This is a genomic window from Pseudonocardia autotrophica (genome assembly GCF_003945385.1).
GTDB lineage: Bacteria > Actinomycetota > Actinomycetes > Mycobacteriales > Pseudonocardiaceae > Pseudonocardia > Pseudonocardia autotrophica.
Genome location: NZ_AP018920.1, coordinates 370882 through 390405 on the forward strand (window position 1 = coordinate 370882; position 19524 = coordinate 390405).

A 19524-nucleotide genomic window follows, 5' to 3' on the forward strand; every position below is an offset into this window, starting at 1 on the left:
AATGACAGTCCCGCGGCGTCGATCCCGAGGCGGAGGTGTGCATGGCGATCATGCTCAGTTGGCGTTCCGAGCCGGACACGCACGGTGCGGACGGGCTCGAGTCCGCCCGGATCACGACGTCCGGCGGTGGTTTCCGGGCGGTCGGGCGGTTGATCCGCGGCACCCGGGACGTCTCGGGCGGCGTGCTGACCGCGTCGTACCGGCTGGTCGTGGCCGGTGACGGCACGCTGTCCCGGCTCGCGGTGGACGTCGCGACCGCCGGTGGCGAGCAGCAGCTGACGATCAGCCGCAGCACCGACGGCGTCTGGCTGGTCGACGACGGCTCCGGCGGCACCCGCGGCGAGTTCCACGGCGCCCGCGACGTCGACCTCGCGTTCAGCCCGGTGTTCAACGCGCTGCCGATCCGGCGGCTCGGGCTGCACCGGGACAAGGGCGAGCACGTCGTCCCGGTGGTCTTCGTGGACCTCCCCACGCTGCGGGTGGAGGCCACCGAGCAGACCTACCGCACGGTGCGGGCCGGCACCGGTTCCGATCCGGCGGTCGTCGGGTTCGAGGCGGGCGAGGTGACGGCGGAGCTGACCGTCGACGCCGACGGTTTCGTCCTCGGGTACCCGGGCCTCGCCACCCGCACGGAGCTGACCGCAGGCTGAGTGCCGGCCGGGCTGTCTCGCCGGGCTCGCTCCCTGCTCGCGATGCTGTTGCCGCGGCCGCTTCGCAGGGCTGCTCGCGGGGCTGTCCCGGCGCTGCCCCGGTGCTGTTCCGGGGGGCTACTTCCAGGGCTCGACGACGTCGCCGCGGCGCCCCAGCTCGCGCAGCTCGGCCAGCACCGCCGACGGGTCCCCGTCCAGCGACACCGGCAGCTCCAGCGGTTCGCGGGTCGAGGCCCAGCGCATCCGCGCCTCGTGCCCGGACCGCACGGTCGCGGCGAGCCCACCGGTGGACGCCAGCGCGCCGCGCATCGCGCCGAGCCTGCCCAGCGCGTCGTCGACCGCGGCGAGCAGCGAGGCCCGGTTGCCCTCGCACATCGCCAGCACCAGCTCCGGACGCGTCCCGGCGACCCGGGTCCCGTCGGCGAACGAGCTCGCGGACAGCGCCAGCGCCAGATCGTCACCCTGATCGCCTGCCCCGACCGAGGCGAGCACGGCCGCGAACAGGTGCGGCAGGTGCGAGATCCGGGCGACCGCGATGTCGTGCTCGTCGACCGCGGCCGGGACCACCCGCGAACCGCAGGCCCAGGCCAGCTCGGCGACGTCGCGCCAGACACCGAGGTCCAGGCCGTCGTCCGCGGCGACCACCCAGGCGGCCTCGTCGAACAGGTCCGGATCGCCTGCCGCCCAGCCGGACTCCGCGGTCCCCGCCATCGGGTGACCGCCCACGTAGCGGGTGCGGGGCGCGAACTCGGCGACGGCGTCGGCGACCGCGACCTTCACGCTGACCGCGTCGGTGAGCCGGCAGGTCGGGGCGATCGCGTCGATCCTGCGCAGCACCGGTTCGAGCGCGGTCAACGGGACCGCGACGACGACCAGCGCGTCGGCATCGGCCGCCCGGGACAGCGCGGCGTCGGCGTCGGTGGTGACGTCGAAGCCGTCCGCGACGGCCGCCGCGGCGGTGGCCTCGGAGGCCGCGGTGCCCCAGACGTCGCGACCGGCGCGCGCCGCGGCGCGCATCAGCGACCCGCCGATCAGTCCGGTCCCCAGCACGCACACCGCTCGCATGCCGACCGAGCGTAGTGACCCGCACCGCCGTCGCTCTGTGCACCTCGGCGCAGCGTGCCGGCGTCCCAGCCGGGGCGCCGCTCACCCCGCCCCGGCGTCCGCCGATCCGGGGCCGGTCGCCTCGCCCGGGGCAGTGGATCGGTGAGTGGAGCGGTCCCCGGTGTCCCGGTAGGCGACGCCGCGCGGGGAGAGCCGGTAACCGACCTCCAGGCTCTCGGTGAGTCCCAGGTTCTTCAGCTTGCGCACGTCGAGCTTGAACGGGTCGCGCTCGCGCCCCAGCAGGTCCGCCAGCTCGGCGGCCCGACGGCCCGGGTGCTCCGCGATCACGTGCAAGGTGGCGCGGGTCCACGGCCCGCTCCGGCTCGCCCGGTCGAGCCGGTCCAGGCGGGCGGTGATCGCGGCCCGGTCGTCGCCGGAGAGCACGTCGTCGCGGGACAGGGCGGTGCGCGGGTCGGGTCCGCCCGGGCGCAGGTCGATCCGGAAGACGGGGTCCGCGGCGGTCCCGCGGAACGCCCGGCGGAGCGCGTCGGCCGAGGCGGCCCCGGCAGCGACGGCGTCCGCGTCGGTGATCGTCGCCGGGTCGATCTCGGTCACCGCGACGATCGCGAGGACACCGGCCGCGGTGCGTTGCGTCGCCCCGGCCCGCACCCGGGGGCGGGCCCACCGCCGGTAGGCCCGGTCCACCGAGCCGTCGACGACGCCCCGGGCCACGGCCACCGGGACCATCATCGGAGCGCCCGCTCGAGCGCACCGGCCAGCCCGAGCAGCTCGGCCTCGCCGACGGTCACCCCGACCAGCTGGATCCCCGCGGGCAGGCCCGGCACCGGCACCGGCAGGGCCACGACCGGGAGGTCGGTCAGGTTGAACGGCGAGGTCGTCTCCAGCAGCGACGGCCGCACCGCGACGTCGCCGGCCGGGGTGGGCACGGTGTCCGCGCCGATCGGGGTGGCACGCAGCCGGGTGGTGGGGCAGACCAGCACGTCGGCGCGGCCGCGCAGGTGCTCCACCAGCGCCGACGCGAGCCGGCGACGGGCGCGGCGGGCGTCGACGTAGGTGTGGGCCGGGGCCTCCGCGTGCGGGGCGAGGCGCTGCGCGGTGGCGGTCTGGTACTCGTCGCGCCGCGTGGCGTACCAGTCCCGATGGGTCGCGTAGGCCTCCGCGCCGGTGATCACCGGATAGGTCGCGGCCAGCTCGGCGACCCCCGGTGTGTCCACCTCGGACACGGTGTGATCGAGGCCGGCCAGCGCGTCGGCGGCCGTCCGGACGGCGTCGGCGAGCACCGGTTCGTGCGGGCGCCACCAGCCGCCCCCGGCGATCCCGACCCGGACGGCGCCGGGATTGGCGGGGCCCGGCCCGCCCAGTGCCGCCCGGGCTACGGCCAGCGACGCGGCGTCCGTGGCCAGCAGCCCGACCGTGTCGAACGACTCGGCGAGCGGGAAGACCCCGGCGCCGGGGATCGCGCCGCGCCGCGGCTTCAGCCCGGCGACCCCGCACAACGCGGCCGGGGTCCGCACGCTCGCACCGGTGTCGGTGCCCACCGCCAGGGGGAGGTGTCCGGCCGCGACCGCCGCCGCCGACCCCGACGACGACCCGCCGGTGATGCGGGACAGGTCGTGCGGGTTGCGGCACGGCCCGGTCGCCGCGGTGTCCCCGACCGGGCCGTAGGCGAACTCGTGCGTGTGCAGCTTCCCGACGACGACGGCCCCGGCCGCACGCAGCAACGCGACCACCGCGGCATCGGCGGCCGCCGGCGGGGCATCGGCGAGCAGCCGCGACCCGCAGCGGGTCGGCAGCCCGGCCACGTCGATGAGGTCCTTGATCCCGACCGCGACGCCGTGCAGCGGGCCCATCCGCTCACCGCGGGCCGCGGACGCCGTCAGCTCGGCGGCCCGCTCGCGCGCCCGGTCGGCGTCGAGGGTGATCACGCAGCCGGTCTCGTCGCGCTCCAGCCGGGCCAGGACGTCGTCGACGTGGTCGGTGGGGGAGAGCTCCCCCGAGGTCAGGGCACGCAGCAGGGCGGGGAGCGGCAGCACGGACTCCAGCGTGCCGTTCCCCGCCCGGTGCGGACAAGCTCCTCAGCGCGCGGCGCGGGCCAGCTCGCGTGCCTCCTCCGGGCTCGACGCCGAGGGCTGCGACCCGCGCAGCGGGCGCCCGTTCGTCTCCGGCAGGAACCACAGGGTGATCACGCCGACGACCCCGGCGCCGATCAGGTAGTAGCCCGGCCACAGCAGGTCCCCGGTGGCCAGCACGAGTGCGCTCATCACCAGCGACACGGTCCCGGCGAACGCGGACACGAAGATGTTGAACGCGATCGAGAGCCCGCCGTAGCGGATCTCGGTCGGGAACACGGCGGGCAGTGTCGACGGGCCGGTCGCCGAGAAGCAGATCAGGATCCCGCCCATCAGCACCAGGCCGAGCAGGACGGTCGGCACCGACCCGGTCCGCAGCAGCAGGATCATCGGGATGCCCAGCACGATCAGGCCGCCCGCACCCACCCACATGATCGGCTTGCGGCCGATCCGGTCGGACAGCCGCCCCAGGAACGGAATGACGAGCACAGCCACCCACAACACCGCGATCTGCAGCCAGGCCGAGGTCTGCGAGTCGATCGCCGTCCCGCCGTTGGCGGCGACGTCGCTCTCCAGGTAGGTCGGCATGTAACTGGTCAGCATGTAGTTCGTGACGTTCCAGGCGACCACGATCCCGCCGACCATCACGAACGTCGGCAGATACCTGGTGAAGATCAGCCGGAGGCCGTCGCGCACCTCGGTGCCCTCCCGCTCCTCGGACTGCGACAGCAGCGTCTGGAACGCCGGCGTCTCCTCCAGCCGCACCCGCAGGTAGACCCCGACGATGCCCAGCGGCAGCGCGACGAAGAACGGGATCCGCCAGCCCCAGCTCGACATGAACTCCTCGCTGAACACCAGCGGGAGCACCGAGGCGATGGTGGCGCCGAAGGCGTAGCCGATGAACGTCCCCAGCTCGAGGAAGCTGCCGAAGTACCCGCGCCGGCGGTCCGGGCTGTACTCGGCGATGAAGGTCATCGCACCCGCGTACTCGCCGCCGGTGGAGAAGCCCTGCACCACCCGGGCCGCGACCAACAGGATCGGCGCGGCGATACCGATCGTCGCGTACGACGGGATCAGTCCGATCAGGAACGTCCCGAACGCCATCATGATCACGGTGATGGACAGGACCTTGGTCCGGCCGATCCGGTCACCCAGCGGTCCGAAGAACAACCCGCCCAACGGCCGGAAGAAGAAGGCGACGGCGAACGTCGCGAACACCGCGACCTGGGCCAGCGGTCCGGGCGGAAAGAACTGTGCCTCGATCGTCGTCGCCAGATAGCCGTACACCCCGAAGTCGAACCATTCGGTGATGTTTCCGACTGCTGCTGCGGCGACCGCTCGTCGCATGGTTGCCGGATCGGTCACCGTGACGCCTTCGGGCGTCCCACCTGCGTCCACGTCCACGTCGATCCCCCTGACGGCATCGTCCCGACTCAATCGTTTCGTAACGTAACTGTCGGTCCATGACGATGTGTCCGATTTATTCGATGGTCGTGAAAAACGTTAGGCGAACAAGGCCGGAGTCGCCGGGCGGGGCGCTGTCCGGCTTGTGGCGCGAATCATCTGATCGGCATTTCCCGGGCCCGGGACAGCGAGTGTCACGCGTGGGATCGTCGCCGATGGGCGCAGACGGCGTCGTGGATTCGCAAGCGCCGTCGCACCGCCCGGGTCATCCGGACCCGGACCGCGGTCGCGGCGCGTGCCCGTCGTGAGGAGGAGCCGTCATGGCGACCGTGTTCATGTCGATCGTTGCGAGTGCGGGAGTGGGCCTGGCGGTGACCTCCGCCCTGGCCGCATACGCGCAGCGGAACTGGAAGGGCTCGCGCCGCGGCACCGGGGCGGTCTGAACCGCACCCGTCCGGGTGATCGCGATGCCGACGTCCCCGGACTCCGGGCCCGGAGGCGCCCGGGGCGTCGACCGCCGCGCGGACCATGCCAGCCCGGATGTCGTCGGAAAGCTCGTCGTCGAGGCCGGACGGTGACCGGACCTTCCGGTGACGCCCCGGCTCAGGTGAGCGCGGCGAGCGCGAGACCCGCGTAGACCGCGACCCCCGCGGGGAACGCGGCCTCGTCGAACACCACCCGGTTCGAATGGTTCGGCGGTGCCGTCGCCGGGTCCGTCCCCGGTGGACGGGCGCCCAGGAACGCCAGCGCGCCCGGGACCCGGTCCAGCACGTAGGAGAAGTCCTCGGCGCCCATCAGCGGGTTCACCATCGGCACGCAGGCGTCGTCGCCGAGCACCCGCTCGCCGACCCGGACCAGCGCCGCGGTCGCCGGGCCGTCGTTCACCGTGACCGGGTAGCCGCGCACGATCCGCACCTCGGCGGTGCAGCCGTGGGCGAGCGCGATGTGCCGGCAGTGCTGCTCGATCTCGGTGTGCAGCAACGCCCGCACCGGCTCGGACAGCGTCCGCAGGGTGCCGGTCAGCTCGGCCGTCTCGGGGATGATGTTGTCGGTCGTCCCGGCCTGGATCCGGGCCACGGTGAGCACCGCCGCGTCGTGCGGGCCGACCCGGCGGGTGAGCATCGTCTGCAGCCCGCCGACCATCGCCGCTGCCGCCGGGACCGGATCGCAGGCGTCCTGCGGTGCCGACGCGTGTCCGCCCCGGCCGGTCACCGTGACCGTCAGGACGTCGGCCGCGGCCATGATCGGCCCCGGCCGATGGTGCAGCTCCCCGCTGGGGACGGTCGAGGAGATGTGCAGGGCGTAGGCGAGCGCCGGATCGTCGTCGAGCAGCCCGTCGTCGATCATGTGCCGGGCCCCGTGGAATCCCTCCTCGCCCGGCTGGAACATCAGCAGCACCCGGCCGGCGATCCGGTCCCGGTGCCCGGCCAGCAGGCGCGCCGCCGACGCCAGCATCGCGGTGTGCGTGTCGTGCCCGCAGGCGTGCATCGCGCCGTCGGTCCCGGAGCTGAAGTCGAGACCGGTGTCCTCCTGCAGCGGCAGCGCGTCCATGTCACCGCGCAGCAGCACGGTCGGCCCCGGTCGCGCACCCTCCAGGACGGCGACCACCGAGCTGCACGACCGGCCGGTCCGCACCGACACCGGCAGGTCCTGCAGCGACCGCAGGACGGCGTCGCGGGTGCGCGGCAGATCGAGGCCCAGCTCGGGGGCCCGGTGCAGCTCGCGGCGCAGTGCGACGGTCCGCGGCTGCAGCGCGCGGGCCCGGGCGAGCAGCCCGTCGGGCAGGTGGGACACCGACGCAGGGGTGATGGACATGGACCGATCGTCGTCCACCGTCGTCCGTCGGGCGACCCACCGGACCGATGTGACCACGCATACCTGGTCGTGGCGTGGCTCACACGCCGTTCGGGACGTACCGTTGCCATCGTGCCCACCCAGAGCGTCGAGGCAGCCCCGGACACCCGTGGCGCCGCCCTGCCCGGATTCGCGGTCGCCGCGATCCGCGAGGAGGGGCGGTGGCGCTGTGTCCGGCTCGATGCCGAGGCGCTCGTCGACCTCGACGCTGCGATCACCGCGCTGCGCGCGCAGCGGTCCACCGGGGCGGTGCTCGGGCTGCTCGACGTCGACGACGAGTTCTTCGTCCTGCTGCGCCCGTCGGCGGGCGGGGTGCGGCTGCTGATCTCCGACGCGGTCGCCGCGCTGGACTACGACGTCGCGGCCGATGTCCTCGATCTGTTGCGCGTCGAGCTCCCGCCGGACGACGACGCCCTCGACGACCCCTGGCCGGAGGGCGATCTCGGGATCCTGGCCGATCTCGGCCTGCCCGCCGACGAGCTGGAGGTCCTGGTCTCCGACCTGGAGCTCTACCCGGACGAGCAGCTCGACACGATCGCCCGCCGCTGCGGCTTCGCCGGCCAGCTGGACGAGCTCGTCAACTCCTGAGCGTGTTCCGCCCCGCCGACGAGGCCGCGGTGGCCCGCGCGCTCCGGGTGGCGCAGGAGGCGACGGCGACCGGCGATGTCCCGATCGGCGCGGTCGTGCTCGCCGCCGACGGCTCCGAGCTGGCCACCGCGTGCAACGCCCGTGAGGCGCTCGGCGACCCCACCGCGCACGCCGAGGTGCTCGCGCTGCGCGCCGCCGCCCGGGTCGTCGGCAGCTGGCGGCTCACCGGCGCGACACTCGCGGTGACCGTCGAACCGTGCACGATGTGCGCCGGCGCGATCGGGCTCGCCCGGGTGGAGCGGGTGGTGTTCGGCGCCTGGGAGCCGAAGACGGGCGCCGCCGGCTCGCTGTGGGACGTCCTGCGGGACCGCAGACTGACCCACCGTCCCGAGGTCGTCGGCGGGGTCCGCGAGCGCGAGGCGGCGGCTCTGCTCGAGTCGTTCTTCGCCGATCACCGCGGCTGACCCCCCGCCCGTTCTGCGCGAGACCGTCTAGTAGCCTTCTCGGCGGTAGCGTGTCCGAGCGGCCGAAGGAGCGCGCCTCGAAAGCGCGTGAGGTTCATAGCCTCCGTGGGTTCAAATCCCACCGCTACCGCTGGTCGAAGGGCCGGATCTCCGAGTCGGAGATCCGGCCCTTCGTCGGATGCGCGCCACCCTGCAGCCGCACGCGGCGCGCCCGGCTGCGGCCGCCCCGCCGTCCGTTCGCACGGGTTTGCCGCGTTCGCACGGGATCGGATCCCGTGCGAACGAGTCGAACCCGTGCGAGCTTCGATCCGAGGTCCGGAGCCTCGCGCCGGCCTCATCCCGGCGCCGCGATGTGGCACGGGCCGAGCGGTCCGGCCGCGCCTCGGCCGCGTGCGCCCGCCCGCCACGGTTCGCACGGGTTCGTCGCATCCGCATGGGATCCGATCCCGTGCGAACGAGCCGAACCCATGCGAACACGAGCCGAGGCGCCGCAGCCCCAGCGGAGGGCGCGGCGGCGCCGCGGTCAGGAGACGCCGCGGTCGGTGCTCTCCCAGTATGTCGCGCGCAGCTCCCGCTTGAGGATCTTCCCGGCACCGGACATCGGCAGGGCGTCGACCAACTCGACGCTGCGGGGGCACTTGTAGCCGGCGATCAGTTCGCGGCAGTGCTCGCGCAGCTCGTCCGCGGTGACCTCGTGTCCCGAGGCGGTCACCACCACGGCGTGCACCCGCTCGCCCCACTGCTCGTCGGGAACCCCGATCACCGCGCAGGAGGCGACGGCGGGATGGCGGGCGAGCGCGTTCTCCACCTCGGCGGAGTACACGTTCTCGCCGCCGGAGACGATCATGTCCTTGATCCGGTCGACGACGAACAGGTAGCCGTTCTCGTCGAGGTAGCCGCCGTCGCCGGTGTGCATCCACCCACCGCGCAGCGCGGCGGTGGTCTCCTCGGGCCGGTTCCAGTACCCGAGCATCACGTGCGGTCCGCGGGACACGATCTCGCCGACGGTGCGCACCGGGACGTCCTCGTCGTTCTCGTCGACGATCCGGACGGTGCTGTGCGGAGCGGCCCGCCCGGCCGAACGCCGCAGCCCGTCCTGCCCGTGGTCGTCCGGGGTGAGGATCGTGCACACCGGGGACAGCTCCGTCATCCCGTACAACTGCGTGAACTCGGCGGCCGGGAGGCGCTTGGCGGCCCGCTCCAGGACCGCCTCGCTGATCGGGGACGCGCCGTAGAGCAGCCGGCGCAGGCTCGACAGGTCGTGGTCCGCGGTGTCGGGGGAGTCGACCAGCATCTGCACCATCGTCGGGACCAGCAGCGCGTCGGTCACCTGGTGCTCGGCGATCGCGGTGGCCACCCCGGCCGGGGTGAACCCGGGCACGATCACGTGCGTGCCGCCGAGGACGTTGCGCGCGACCCAGGCCGCACCGTCGGCCAGGTGGAACATCGGTGCCGCGTGCAGCAGCCGGCCACGGGGGACGAGGAAGTGCCCGGTCGCGGAGGTCCCCAGGGCGGAGCTGAGCAGGTTGGCGTGGGTGAGCATCACGCCCTTGGGGCGTCCGGTGGTGCCGCCGGTGTAGTAGATCGCGGCGAGATCGTCACCGCCGCGCCCGGCGTCGGGCACCGGATCGTGGCCGGCGATCAGCTCCTCGTAGGAGAGGAGCCCCTCGGGGGCGGGCCCGTCACCACAGTGGATCACCGTCTCGACCGAGGGCGCGCGTTCGCGGACGGCCGCGACCCGGTCGAGGAACGTGTCGTCGACGAGCAGGATCCGGGTGCCGGAGTCGGCGAGCGAGAAGGCGATCTCCTCGACGCTCCAGCGGGTGTTCACCGGGACGCCCACCCCACCCGACCAGGGCACCGCGAGCTGGAACTCGTGGTAGTCGTCGCGGTTGAGCGCCAGCATCGCCACCCGGTCGCCGGCCCCGATCCCGAGCGCGCGCAGCGCTCCGGCGAAGCGGGCCACCCGGTCCCGGCACTGCGCCCAGCTCCGTGTCCGGTCGCCGAACACGGTCGCGGCCAGGTCGGGGGTCTGCTGTACGGCTCGGTCGAGGGCCTGGGTCAGTCGCATGAGACACCTTCCACGTTGAAGTGTGGTCCTACCGGGATGTCACTGATCGGGCCGCAGGACGGCGTGCGCGAGGGCCGCGATCTCGGCGTCGAGGCCGGGCCGGGAGCGCAGGTGCCGGATGCGGGTGAGGCTGTTGACGACGGCGAGTGCGGCGTGCACGAGAACGCGGGCCTCGCCCTCGTCCGACCCCGGACGGATCGCGCGGAACAACGCGACCCACTCGGCCACGTAGTCGAGCTGGCGGGTCCGGAAGGCGGTGCGGCGGTCCGCGGGGAGATGGATGATCTCGGAGAGCAGGATGCCGACGAGCTGCGGATCGGTGGAGGCGAACGCGGTGTAGTCCTCGACGAGCATGCGCAGGGCGGACGTCTCGTCGTCGGCACGGGTCAGGGTGTGGTGCAGGCCGAGCCAGAGGCGCTCCTCACCGCGGCGCAGCGCGGCTTCGAGCAGGTCGTTCTTGGTGGGGAAGTGGTGGTAGACGCTCGGGCCTGCGATCCCGGTTGCGGCGCCGATGTCGATCAGCCCGACGGACGGGTATCCGCGCTCGGCGAACAGCCGCACCGCGGCGGCGAGCAACGCCTCCCGCCGGGAGGCCGGGACCAGCAGCGGCGGATCGTGCCGGGGGGCCGGGCCGCTCGACGCCGGCGCCGGCAATGGGGCGGCGAGGCAGGCGCGGGCGGATCCGGTGATCAGCTGCCGGAAGCGTTCCGGATCGGGCGATGTCCGATGGTGCGACGGGCTGTCCAGCACCGACAGGGCCGCCCAGGTGCGGATGTCCGCGGTCGGCCGGTCCGGAGCCGCGGTGCCGATGGTCGCGGCCAGCGCGCGCAGGCGGTGCCGGATCGCGCGCCGCTCGGGCTCGGGGAGGTGCCCGGCCTCGCGTTCCCAGATCAACCCGAAGCCGCGGCGCTCCAGCCCGACGCGGGCGATGCCGTCCACGACGTCGGTGTCCGGGTCGTGGGCGGCCCGTTCGAGATGGGTCAGGTCGTCGTCGAGGACGGCCAGCAGCAGCTCCTGCTTACCGCGGAAGTGCCGGTAGAGCGCGCTGGCGCCGATGTCGACGGCGGCGGCGAGATCGGCCATCGCGACCCGGTGGTAGCCCTGGGACCAGAAGCGGTCCCGCGCCGCGGCCAGGATCTGCTGCTTGCGGTCACGCGGACGGCGCCGCGGAGCCGTGTCACGTGCCCGGGTATCGGTGCTCATCGCTCATCGCTCGTCCTCGTCGCAGTTCACGGTGTCCGGGCGGGAGTGTCGGCCGCCCCGAAACGGGGTGCGCGGCGTTCGGCGAACGCGGCCACGCCCTCCGCGCAGTCCGGCCCCGCGGCCAGAGTGACGATCGTGGCGCTCTCCGCCTCGGCGGCGGCGTCCGGGGTGGCCGGTGCCGCCGCCAGCAGTGCCCGGGTGGCGGCGACCGCGGTCGGTGCGCATTTCGTCGCCACCTGCCGTGCCCAGCCGACCGCCTCGTCGAGCAGCCGATCGGCCGGGAGGACCCGGGAGACCAGACCGGCCGCGAGTGCCTCGTCGGCGTCGATCCGCCTGCCGGAGAGCAGCCAGTCCGCGGCGCGGCCGGGCCCGACCAGCCGTGGCAGGTGATGGGTGGACGCGCCCTCCGGGCAGAGCCCGAGCCGGGTGAAGGGGAAGACGAAGCGGGCGTGCCCGGCGGCGAAGCGCACGTCGGCGGCGAGCGGGATCGTCGCGCCGCCGCCCGCGGCGTCGCCGTTGATCGCCGCGATCACCGGCACCGGGAGCCGGGCGATCGCCGCCCCGATACGTGCGGCGGGTTCGCGGTAGCCCGGCCGGCCGCCACCGTCGTCGGTGAGCAGGCGGCGCACCGAGTCCGGCCCGTCCAGCAGATCGGCGCCGGCACAGAACGTGTCACCGGCCCCGGTCAGCACCACGGCACGGACCCGGCGGTCGGTGGCGACGCCGTCCAGCGTGCTGATCAGGGTCCGGGTGAACCCGACCGTCAGCGCGTTGCGCGGTGGCCGGTCCAGGGTGACGACGGCGACGCCCGCCTCGACGTCGACCCGGACCTCACCGTCCTCAGCCGTCGAAGCCGCCACCGCAGACCACCACCTGTCCGGAGACGTAGTCGCTCTCCGGCTGGCAGAACAGGTAGACCGCGCCGGCCGCCTCGGCCGGGGTTCCGGCCCGGCCGAGCGGGATGCCGGTCTCGAGCCGGGCGAGCAGATCGGGATTGACGCCGACCTTGATCTGCCTGCCGTCGACGTCGATGCTGGCGTCGCCGTCGGCGGGTGCCTCGGTGAGCCGGGTGCGGATCAGGCCGAACGCGACGCAGTTGACGGTGACGTCGTAGCGGCCCCATTCCTTGGCCAGCGTCCTGGTCAGCCCGGTGACGCCGGCCTTGGCCGAGCTGTAGTTGATCTGGCCGGCGTTGCCTGCGGTCCCGGCGACCGAGGAGATGTTGACGACCTTGCGGGTGACCCGCGGTACCCCGGCCGCGCGCTCGGCCTTCACCGCGGCCGAGATGACCGGCTGGGCCGCGCGCAGGATCCGGAACGGTGCCTTGAGGTGCACGTCGAGGATGTCGTCCCACTGCTCGTCGGTCATCTTCTGGACGACCGTGTCCCACGTGTAGCCGGCGTTGTTCACGACGACGTGCAGGCCGCCGTAGGTGTCGGTGGCGGTGTCGACGAAGCGCTGCGCGAAGCCGGGATCGGTGACGCTCCCGGCGCACGCGGTCGCCTTCCCGCCGGCGGCGGCGATGTCGGCGGCGGTCTGCTCGGCGACGTCCTTGTCGAGGTCGTTGACCACGACGGACGCGCCGGCGGCGGCGAGCTTGAGCGCGATCTCGCGTCCGATGCCGCGACCGGATCCGGTGACGAGTGCGACGCGGCCGGCCAGGGGCGTGGTCATGAGTTCTCCGATGCGGGTGCTGGGTCGAGGGCTGGGGCGAGGGAGACGACGGCGTTGCCGGTCAGCGTCGTGCTGCCGTCGGCGAGGACGACGGCGAGCTCCAGGGTGGCGCGCCGTTCACCGTCGACGGTCTCGATCGCGGTGACCCGGCCCCGGCAGGTCGGCTGCGCGTGCACCGGGGTGATCGCGGCGAACCGGACGCCGTAGGAGCGGATCGCCCGCTGGTCGGCCCACCCGGTCAGCAGCCGTCCGAGATAGGCCATCGACAGCATGCCGTGCGCGAACACGTCGTCCAGCCCGGCCGATCGGGCGACGTCGAGATCGATGTGGATGGGGTTGAGATCGCCGGACGCGGGCCCGAACAGGGCCAGCGTGGTCCGGCTGATCGGGGCGAGCTCCAGCGGCGGCAGCTCGGTGCCGACCTCCGCCCGCTCGAGTGCGGTGCTCACGGCGCGACCTCCCGCACGACGATGGTCTCCTGCAGGTCGGCGACCGCGGACCCGTCGATGCGAGTCACGGCCGTCTCCCGGACGAGGAACTGCAGCGCCCCGCCCTTGCGCTCGTAGGTGTCGACGATCCGCGGCGTGAATCGCAGCGTGTCCCCGGCGTACGCCATCGAGCGATAAGTGAACCGCTGTGAGCCGTGCAGGACGGCGGCCAGGTCGATGCCGAGTGTGTCGAGCCAGGCCATGTCCGAGCCGATGCCGAACAGGAACGTCGGCGGCACCGGCAGATCGGGGTGCCCGGCCGCGCGGGCGGCACCGAGATCGGAGTAGACGGGATCGGTCTCGCCGATCGCGTGGGCGAACGCCCGCAGCCGGCCCCGCTCGATCTCGGTCTCGATCGTCGGATGGACGGTGCCGACGATCGCGGGATCGATCGTCGCGGTCATGCCGCGACCCGCTCGTAGAGGGTGACCACGCAGGCCCCGCCGAGACCGAGATTGTGCTGCAGCGCCAGCGTGACGCCGTCGACCTGGCGGGCGCCCGCGGTGCCGCGCAGCTGCCAGACCAGCTCGGCGCACTGGGCCAGCCCGGTCGCGCCGAGCGGGTGGCCCTTGGACAGCAGCCCGCCGGAGGGGTTGGTGACCACCCGCCCGCCGTAGGTGTTGTCGCCTGCCCGGACGAACTTCTCCGCCGAGCCCTCCGGGGTCAGGCCGAGCCCCTCGTAGGTGATCAGCTCGTTGGTGGCGAAGCAGTCGTGCAGCTCCACCACCCGCAGGTCCTCCGGTGACACCCCGGACGCCTCGTAGACCTGCGCCGCGGCGGAGGCGGTGAGGTCGTAGCCGACGATGCGGCGCATGTCGCCGGCCTCGAACGTGCTGGCGGTGTCGGTGGTCATCGCCTGGGCACGGACCACGACCGAGGCGTCGAGACCGTGCCGGCGGGCGAAGTCCTCGCTGCACACCACGGCCGCGGCGGCGCCGCAGGTGGGCGGGCAGCACATCAGCCGGGTCAGCGGGCCGTAGATGGCGGGGGAGGCGAGCACCTCCTCCTCGGTGACCTGCTCGCGGAACACCGCGTACGGGTTGTTCGCGGCGTGCTTGCGCGCCTTCACCGCGATCGCGGCGAACGTGGCCTGCTCGGTGCCGTAGCGCTCCATGTGCTCGCGACCGGCGCCGCCGAAGTACTGGGCGGCGAACGGGGCCTTCTCGTCGCGCTCCTGCATCGGGCGGGCTGCTTCGTCGAAGATTGCGAACGGCGAGGTCCGGTCGGAGTAGCCCATGGCCAGCGCGCCGTTGACCATCTGCTCGAAGCCCAGCGCGAGCGCGCACTCCACCGCGCCGGAGGCGACCGCCTGGCGGGCCAGGAACAGTGCCGACGAGCCGGTCGAGCAGTTGTTGTTGACGTTGACGACCGGGATGCCGGTCAGCCCGACCGGGTAGAGCGCGGCCTGGCCCGAGGTGGAGTCGCCGTAGACGTAGCCGACGTAGGCCTGCTGGACGAGGTCGTAGTCCACGCCCGCGTCCTGCAGCGCCTCCCGGGCGGCCCGGGCGCCCATCACCTCGTAGCCCTGCGTCTCGCGCGGCTTGGTGAACGGCACCATCCCGACCCCGGCGACGTGTGCGCTGCGGCTCATGGGAATCCCTCCTTGTCCGGTCGACCCCTCCGCGAAGGGGCGTTCATCTGGCTGAACGCGACCGGTTTGAGCTAATCACAGTTCACATAACTGGGACAAGCGGCCGTTCGCGGCCTGGATTCGCCGTGAACCGGTCGTCGAGTACCTCCGGGCGGCCCGCTCCTCGGACCGAGTGCAGAGGGGCGGTGGCGCCGGGACCGTCGTCGCGATCCGGGCGCAGACGGTTCGGCGTCCACTGAGTGGCAAGCGGGTGTGGCCGACCCGTACCCCGGACGCGCAGGATCCCTGCTGCACCCGGCGTCGCCGGGTCGCCCGGCACGAGAATCGAGGCACACCCATGTCCGCAGCAGCCCGCCGGACCCCCGCGTCCGCAGGGGGAACGATCGTCCTGCTGGTGCACGGTGCGTGGCACTCCTCGCTGCACTGGGCGCTCCTGCAGCGTGAGCTCACCGAGCGAGGGATCGCCAGTCTGGCTCTCGACCTTCCCGGCCACGGGCCCGGCAGCCCGATCCCCTCGGGCTATCTCCGGCCGGGACAGCCGGGGCTCGGCGAGGAGCGGTCGGCACTGGCCGCGATCACGGTCGCGGACGGTGCGGACGTCGTGGTGGGTGCGTTGTCGGCGGCGCGGCGGAACCACAGCCGGACCGTCGTGGTGGCACACAGCGCCGGGGGAGGGGCGGTCTCGCTCGCCGCGGAGCAGGCGCCGGATCTCCTCGACCGCATCGTCTACCTCTCGGCGTTCATCCCGGCGGGACGGCCGCGGTTCACCGACTTCATCACCGATCCGGTGAACGCCGGAGCGGTCCGGATCCCGACCGTGGGCGATGCGGCGGACCTGGGTGCGCACCGGATCAACCCGCTCTCGCCCGATCCGGCCGTTACCGAACCGCTCCGCCTGGCGTTCCTCGACGAGCAGGCGCCCGGGGCGACGGAGGGCTGGCGACTGCTGCTGCACCCCGACGAGCCGTTCGCGACCCTCTCCGCCCCCGTCACGGTGACAGCCCGGCGGTGGGGCCGGGTTCCCCGCTCCTACATCCGGCTCGAGGACGACCGGGCACTTCCCGCGGCCACCCAGCAGCTGATGATCGACGAGGCGGACCGGGTGGCCCCGGAGCGACCGTGCGAGGTCCACTCCCTGGCCGGAGGCCACTCCCCGTTCATCACACGCCCGGCGCAGCTCGCCGAGCTGATCACCCGGATCGCGCGGTGACCGGAGGGTAGGGGCCCGCGGGAGCCCGGCGGGCCGGGCTCCCGCGGGGTGCGACCGTCAGGGCAGGAAGCCGCGCAGAGCCGTGAGCACGGCCTCCGGCGCCTCCTCCGGCACGTAGTGCCCACCGGGCACGGCGTGTCCGACGACCGCGTCGGAATCCGCATGGTGCCGCCGCCAGGTGTCGACGACGTCGGTCCCGCCCAGCCCACCCTCGGCGCCCCACAGCACGAGCAGCGGGCTCGTGATCCGTTTGCCACCGGCGTGGTCGAGCTCGTCGAGCTCCAGGTCCGTGGTGAACCCCGCCCGGTAGTCCGCGAGCCCGGCGGCCAGGTGGCCGGGCTCGGAGAAGGCACGGACGTAGTGCCCGAAGGTCTCCTCGTCGACCGCTCCGGTCGCCAGCACCCCGCGCATGAAGTGCCTCAGGTAGGGCTCGGCGTTGCCGGCCAGCAGGAGCTCGGGCAGGTCCGGCTGCAGGTGGAAGAACCAGTGCCACATCGCTGCCGCCGAGCTGCGGTCGAACGTGTTCATCACGGTGCGGGTCGGCACGATGTCCAGCAGCGCGAGCGCGGACACCCGGTCCGGGTGGTCGAGGGCGAGACGGTGCGACACCCGTGCCCCGCGGTCGTGGCCGACCACGATGGCCGAGTCGTGCCCGAGGCGCTCGATCAGCGCCGCCACGTCCCCGGCGGCGTCGCGCTTGGTGTAGGCACCGCTGCGTGCCAGGCCGGAGTCGCCGTACCCGCGCAGGTCGGGGACCAGCACGGTCCGGCGCTCGGCGAGCGGACCGGCGATCCGGCGCCAGCACCGCCCGGTCTGTGGCCAGCCGTGCACCAGCACCACCAGCTCGGACCCGGTACCGAAGGTCCGGTACGCGATGTCGACATCGTCGAGCTCGAGAGTGTGCACTCGATCCCAGTGCATGAGTCGGTCTTTCTCCTCTGTGGGTACGAATCGGGCTGCGCGGCACCGGTCGGTGACCGCGCGAACCGGGGGCGGGCCCGCAGGCCGCCCCCGGGGGGGGCTCGTCAGACGGCGGTCTGGCCGCCGTCGACGAGGATCTCCACACCGGTCACGTACGACGACTCGGCGCAGGCGAGGAACAGCACGACGTCCGCCACCTCCTGCACCTCGCCGCCGCGCTTCATCGGGACCCCGTCGATCTGCGCGGCCCGCCAGGCCGGATCGGCCGAGCCCCGCGAGGTCTGCATCGGGGGCAGCATGCCCGGGGCGACGGCGTTCACCCGGATGCCGTCGGCGGCCGTCTGCGCGGCGGCCGTCCTGGTCATCGAGCGGATCGCCGCCTTGGTCGCGCCGTAGCCCATGTGCATGCCGAACTGGCCGATGGAGGCCGAGGTCGACGACATGTTGACGATCGCCCCGCCACCGGAGCGCGACATCGCCGCGGACCCGTGCTTGATGCCGAGGAATGTCCCCCGGGCGTTCACCCGCATCATCCGGTCGAAGTGGACGGTGCTGGTGATGTCCGGATCGAAGGTGCCGCTGATCCCCGCGTTGTTGACCAGCACGTCGAGCCGGCGGTGTCGCTCCAGGACCCCGGCGACAACCTCCTCCCAGGCCTGCTCGTCCCCCACATCGAGGCGGACGGCCTGCGCGGACCCGCCGGTGGCGTGGATCTCGGCGGCCACCGGCCCGGTGTCCTCGATGTCGGCGAGGACGACGGTGGCGCCCTCCCGGGCGAAGGTGAGAGCGGTGGCCCGCCCCATGCCGGCAGCGGCGCCGGTGATCAGTGCGATCTTGTCCTGCAGTCTCATGATGGTCGTCTCCGATCAGTCGGTCGCCGGTCGCCCGGAGGTCGTCGCGGTGTCCGGTTCGGGCCGGCCGGGCGGGCGGGCGGACGGCTCGTTCCCGCGGGCGAACCTGCCCTTGACCGTCACGGCGACGACGGCGAGCGCGGCCGGAAGCAGCAGCACCAGGAAGACCTGCTCGTACCCGAGGCCGATCGCCACGAGCGCGGTGCCGGCGGCAGCACCGCCGATCGCCCCGAACCGGGCGATACCGGTGGCCCAGCTGGTGCCGGTCGCCCGGATGGCGGTGGGGTAGTAGGAGGCGGAGAGGATCGGAAAGCCGGTCGCGACCGAGTTGGTGAACATCCCCAGCACGAAGATCAACGCGCCGAGGACGACGACCTCCCGGGGCGATACGGCGATCAGGACCAGCATGACCGCGGCGCAGCTCATCCCGATCGCCATCGTGCGGTGCAGCCCGAACCGGTCCATCAACCAGCCGATCCCCACGTTGCCGACGGTACCGCCGAGCTGCAGCAGCAGGCCGATGGTGGCGGCGGCGGTGAGCGAGAAGCCGACGTCGGTCATGAGGATCGGCAGCCAGCTGTTCATCAGGTAGACGATGAAGAAGGCGGAGATGAACCCGATCCAGATGGTGGCGGTGCCGAGCCGGAACGGCTCGTTCACCAGCCCGGTGACCCGCGTCCGGGATCCGGTCGCCTGCTCGTCGAGGAAGAACCGGGCATCGGCCGGCACGGGCTCGGGCACCACGCGGTCCATCAGGGCGGCGAGCTCGGCGCGCCGCCGGTCGTCGCGGGCCAGGTACTTGGGCGACTCCGGCAGGGTCCTGGCCACGAGCACGACGTAGAGCAGCGGGAGGGCCCCGCCCACGACGAGCGCCCAGTGCCACGTCGCGACCTGGACGGCAACGCTGGTCACGTATCCGGCGAGTGCGGCGCCCAGGGTCATTCCGCAGTAGGTGATCGCCATCAGGGCCGCCCGCCGTCGGGCGGGGGCGAACTCGGAGACCAGGGTGGTCGCGCTGGGGAGTGCCGCGCCGAGCCCGAGACCGGTGATCACCCGGAGCACGGTGAACCAGAACACGTCGGGTGCCAGTGCCGTCGCGGCGCAGGTCAGGCCGAAGAAGACCATCGAGGCGATGATCACCCGCCGCCGGCCGAACCGGTCGGCGAGCGGCCCGCCGATCAGGGAGCCGAGTGCCAGGCCCAGCAGCCCGCCGGTGACGATCGGGCCGACCTCGGCCTTGTCCAGGCCCCAGTCCGCGATCAGCGACGGTGCGATGAAGCTGACCATCGCGACGTCGAGCCCGTCCAGGACGAGCACTCCGAGGCAGAGCAACAGGACGCGGCGCTGGTAAGGGCCGACAGGATGCTTGTCGATCAGGCCTTGCAGGTCGATCGCGGGCGGTGCGCCCATCGTGTCCTCCT

20 protein-coding genes and 1 tRNA gene are annotated in these 19524 nt (G+C 73.3%); 6 read left to right on the forward strand and 15 right to left on the reverse strand.

Features of this window, described 5'->3' with window-relative positions:
• Window positions 1-41: 41 nt before the first annotated feature.
• A complete protein-coding gene (locus tag Pdca_RS01805; protein ID WP_085911832.1) occupies window positions 42-650 on the forward strand; it encodes a putative glycolipid-binding domain-containing protein in 609 nt (202 codons plus the stop codon).
• Between the two features lie 117 nt (window positions 651-767).
• Here Pdca_RS01805 and Pdca_RS01810 read toward each other — a convergent pair whose 3' ends face one another.
• From Pdca_RS01810 to Pdca_RS01825, 4 genes are all read right to left on the reverse strand, one after another.
• On the reverse strand, window positions 768-1715 hold the full coding sequence (locus tag Pdca_RS01810) for a prephenate dehydrogenase (RefSeq protein WP_232021378.1): 948 nt from the start codon (window positions 1713-1715) through the stop codon (window positions 768-770).
• An 81-nt stretch (window positions 1716-1796) separates the two neighbouring features.
• Window positions 1797-2441 (reverse strand): hypothetical protein, encoded by a 645-nt coding sequence (locus tag Pdca_RS01815; RefSeq protein WP_232021771.1) that lies wholly within the window; start codon window positions 2439-2441, stop codon window positions 1797-1799.
• Window positions 2441-3748 (reverse strand): amidase, encoded by a 1308-nt coding sequence (locus Pdca_RS01820; protein WP_197719892.1) that lies wholly within the window; start codon window positions 3746-3748, stop codon window positions 2441-2443. Before Pdca_RS01820 ends, Pdca_RS01815 begins: the two co-directional genes overlap by 1 nt.
• Before the next feature lie 42 nt (window positions 3749-3790).
• The gene (locus Pdca_RS01825; protein WP_085912000.1) at window positions 3791-5149 is read right to left on the reverse strand and encodes an MFS transporter; all 1359 of its coding nucleotides are present in this window, start codon (window positions 5147-5149) and stop codon (window positions 3791-3793) included.
• A gap of 359 nt (window positions 5150-5508) precedes the next feature.
• Here Pdca_RS01825 and Pdca_RS37420 point away from each other — a divergent pair, with 359 nt between their 5' ends.
• Window positions 5509-5631 carry a hypothetical protein gene (locus Pdca_RS37420; RefSeq protein ID WP_269462831.1) on the forward strand — a complete coding sequence of 41 codons (123 nt, stop codon included), beginning with the start codon at window positions 5509-5511 and terminating at the stop codon, window positions 5629-5631.
• A gap of 160 nt (window positions 5632-5791) precedes the next feature.
• Here Pdca_RS37420 and Pdca_RS01830 read toward each other — a convergent pair whose 3' ends face one another.
• On the reverse strand, window positions 5792-7003 hold the full coding sequence (locus tag Pdca_RS01830; protein ID WP_085911999.1) for a M20 metallopeptidase family protein: 1212 nt from the start codon (window positions 7001-7003) through the stop codon (window positions 5792-5794).
• A gap of 111 nt (window positions 7004-7114) precedes the next feature.
• Here Pdca_RS01830 and Pdca_RS01835 point away from each other — a divergent pair, with 111 nt between their 5' ends.
• The 3 genes from Pdca_RS01835 to Pdca_RS35245 all read left to right on the forward strand — a co-directional run bounded on the left by Pdca_RS01835 (window position 7115) and on the right by Pdca_RS35245 (window position 8224).
• Complete coding sequence (locus Pdca_RS01835) at window positions 7115-7630, forward strand: tRNA adenosine deaminase-associated protein (RefSeq protein ID WP_085911830.1); 516 nt, start codon at window positions 7115-7117, stop codon at window positions 7628-7630.
• A 2-nt stretch (window positions 7631-7632) separates the two neighbouring features.
• Window positions 7633-8094, forward strand: coding sequence for a nucleoside deaminase (locus Pdca_RS01840; RefSeq protein ID WP_085911829.1), 462 nt, complete (start codon window positions 7633-7635; stop codon window positions 8092-8094).
• 44 nt (window positions 8095-8138) lie between these two features.
• Window positions 8139-8224, forward strand: a tRNA-Ser gene (locus Pdca_RS35245).
• Between the two features lie 393 nt (window positions 8225-8617).
• On the opposite strand, the gene Pdca_RS01845 is transcribed toward Pdca_RS35245, so the two are convergent.
• The 7 genes from Pdca_RS01845 to Pdca_RS01875 are packed head-to-tail and all read right to left on the reverse strand — an operon-like array spanning window position 8618 to window position 15121.
• Window positions 8618-10165: an acyl-CoA synthetase gene (locus Pdca_RS01845; RefSeq protein ID WP_085911828.1), complete on the reverse strand. Its 1548-nt coding sequence runs from the start codon at window positions 10163-10165 to the stop codon at window positions 8618-8620.
• Between the two features lie 39 nt (window positions 10166-10204).
• Window positions 10205-11368: a TetR/AcrR family transcriptional regulator gene (locus Pdca_RS01850; RefSeq protein ID WP_085911827.1), complete on the reverse strand. Its 1164-nt coding sequence runs from the start codon at window positions 11366-11368 to the stop codon at window positions 10205-10207.
• Window positions 11369-11394: 26 nt separating this feature from the next.
• Window positions 11395-12228, reverse strand: coding sequence for an enoyl-CoA hydratase/isomerase family protein (locus tag Pdca_RS01855; protein WP_085911826.1), 834 nt, complete (start codon window positions 12226-12228; stop codon window positions 11395-11397).
• On the reverse strand, window positions 12209-13042 hold the full coding sequence (locus Pdca_RS01860; RefSeq protein ID WP_085911825.1) for an SDR family NAD(P)-dependent oxidoreductase: 834 nt from the start codon (window positions 13040-13042) through the stop codon (window positions 12209-12211). The genes Pdca_RS01855 and Pdca_RS01860 overlap by 20 nt, the downstream gene beginning before the upstream one ends.
• Window positions 13039-13491, reverse strand: a complete 453-nt coding sequence (locus Pdca_RS01865) for a MaoC/PaaZ C-terminal domain-containing protein (RefSeq protein ID WP_085911824.1) — start codon at window positions 13489-13491, stop codon at window positions 13039-13041. The genes Pdca_RS01860 and Pdca_RS01865 overlap by 4 nt, the downstream gene beginning before the upstream one ends.
• On the reverse strand, window positions 13488-13934 hold the full coding sequence (locus tag Pdca_RS01870; protein ID WP_085911823.1) for a MaoC family dehydratase N-terminal domain-containing protein: 447 nt from the start codon (window positions 13932-13934) through the stop codon (window positions 13488-13490). Before Pdca_RS01870 ends, Pdca_RS01865 begins: the two co-directional genes overlap by 4 nt.
• Window positions 13931-15121, reverse strand: a complete 1191-nt coding sequence (locus tag Pdca_RS01875) for a lipid-transfer protein (protein WP_085911822.1) — start codon at window positions 15119-15121, stop codon at window positions 13931-13933. The genes Pdca_RS01870 and Pdca_RS01875 overlap by 4 nt, the downstream gene beginning before the upstream one ends.
• Before the next feature lie 337 nt (window positions 15122-15458).
• Here Pdca_RS01875 and Pdca_RS01880 point away from each other — a divergent pair, with 337 nt between their 5' ends.
• Window positions 15459-16331 (forward strand): alpha/beta fold hydrolase, encoded by an 873-nt coding sequence (locus tag Pdca_RS01880; protein WP_085911821.1) that lies wholly within the window; start codon window positions 15459-15461, stop codon window positions 16329-16331.
• Between the two features lie 57 nt (window positions 16332-16388).
• Here Pdca_RS01880 and Pdca_RS01885 read toward each other — a convergent pair whose 3' ends face one another.
• The 3 genes from Pdca_RS01885 to Pdca_RS01895 form a co-directional block, all read right to left on the reverse strand.
• Window positions 16389-17237, reverse strand: coding sequence for an alpha/beta fold hydrolase (locus Pdca_RS01885; protein WP_232021379.1), 849 nt, complete (start codon window positions 17235-17237; stop codon window positions 16389-16391).
• A gap of 119 nt (window positions 17238-17356) precedes the next feature.
• Window positions 17357-18103 (reverse strand): SDR family NAD(P)-dependent oxidoreductase, encoded by a 747-nt coding sequence (locus Pdca_RS01890; protein ID WP_085911819.1) that lies wholly within the window; start codon window positions 18101-18103, stop codon window positions 17357-17359.
• A gap of 15 nt (window positions 18104-18118) precedes the next feature.
• Window positions 18119-19513 (reverse strand): MFS transporter, encoded by a 1395-nt coding sequence (locus Pdca_RS01895; RefSeq protein WP_085911818.1) that lies wholly within the window; start codon window positions 19511-19513, stop codon window positions 18119-18121.
• Window positions 19514-19524 lie beyond the last annotated feature (11 nt).

Coding starts and splice junctions, on each gene's coding strand:
- Pdca_RS01880 (WP_085911821.1), top strand. CDS start 15,459: ATGTCCGCAGCAGCCCGCCGGACCCCCGCGTCCGCAGGGGGAACGATC.
- Pdca_RS37420 (WP_269462831.1), top strand. CDS start 5,509: ATGGCGACCGTGTTCATGTCGATCGTTGCGAGTGCGGGAGTGGGCCTG.
- Pdca_RS01815 (WP_232021771.1), bottom strand. CDS start 2,441: ATGGTCCCGGTGGCCGTGGCCCGGGGCGTCGTCGACGGCTCGGTGGAC.
- Pdca_RS01830 (WP_085911999.1), bottom strand. CDS start 7,003: ATGTCCATCACCCCTGCGTCGGTGTCCCACCTGCCCGACGGGCTGCTC.
- Pdca_RS01895 (WP_085911818.1), bottom strand. CDS start 19,513: ATGGGCGCACCGCCCGCGATCGACCTGCAAGGCCTGATCGACAAGCAT.
- Pdca_RS01850 (WP_085911827.1), bottom strand. CDS start 11,368: ATGAGCACCGATACCCGGGCACGTGACACGGCTCCGCGGCGCCGTCCG.
- Pdca_RS01810 (WP_232021378.1), bottom strand. CDS start 1,715: ATGCGAGCGGTGTGCGTGCTGGGGACCGGACTGATCGGCGGGTCGCTG.
- Pdca_RS01875 (WP_085911822.1), bottom strand. CDS start 15,121: ATGAGCCGCAGCGCACACGTCGCCGGGGTCGGGATGGTGCCGTTCACC.
- Pdca_RS01845 (WP_085911828.1), bottom strand. CDS start 10,165: ATGCGACTGACCCAGGCCCTCGACCGAGCCGTACAGCAGACCCCCGAC.
- Pdca_RS01805 (WP_085911832.1), top strand. CDS start 42: ATGGCGATCATGCTCAGTTGGCGTTCCGAGCCGGACACGCACGGTGCG.
- Pdca_RS01860 (WP_085911825.1), bottom strand. CDS start 13,042: ATGACCACGCCCCTGGCCGGCCGCGTCGCACTCGTCACCGGATCCGGT.
- Pdca_RS01870 (WP_085911823.1), bottom strand. CDS start 13,934: ATGACCGCGACGATCGATCCCGCGATCGTCGGCACCGTCCATCCGACG.
- Pdca_RS01890 (WP_085911819.1), bottom strand. CDS start 18,103: ATGAGACTGCAGGACAAGATCGCACTGATCACCGGCGCCGCTGCCGGC.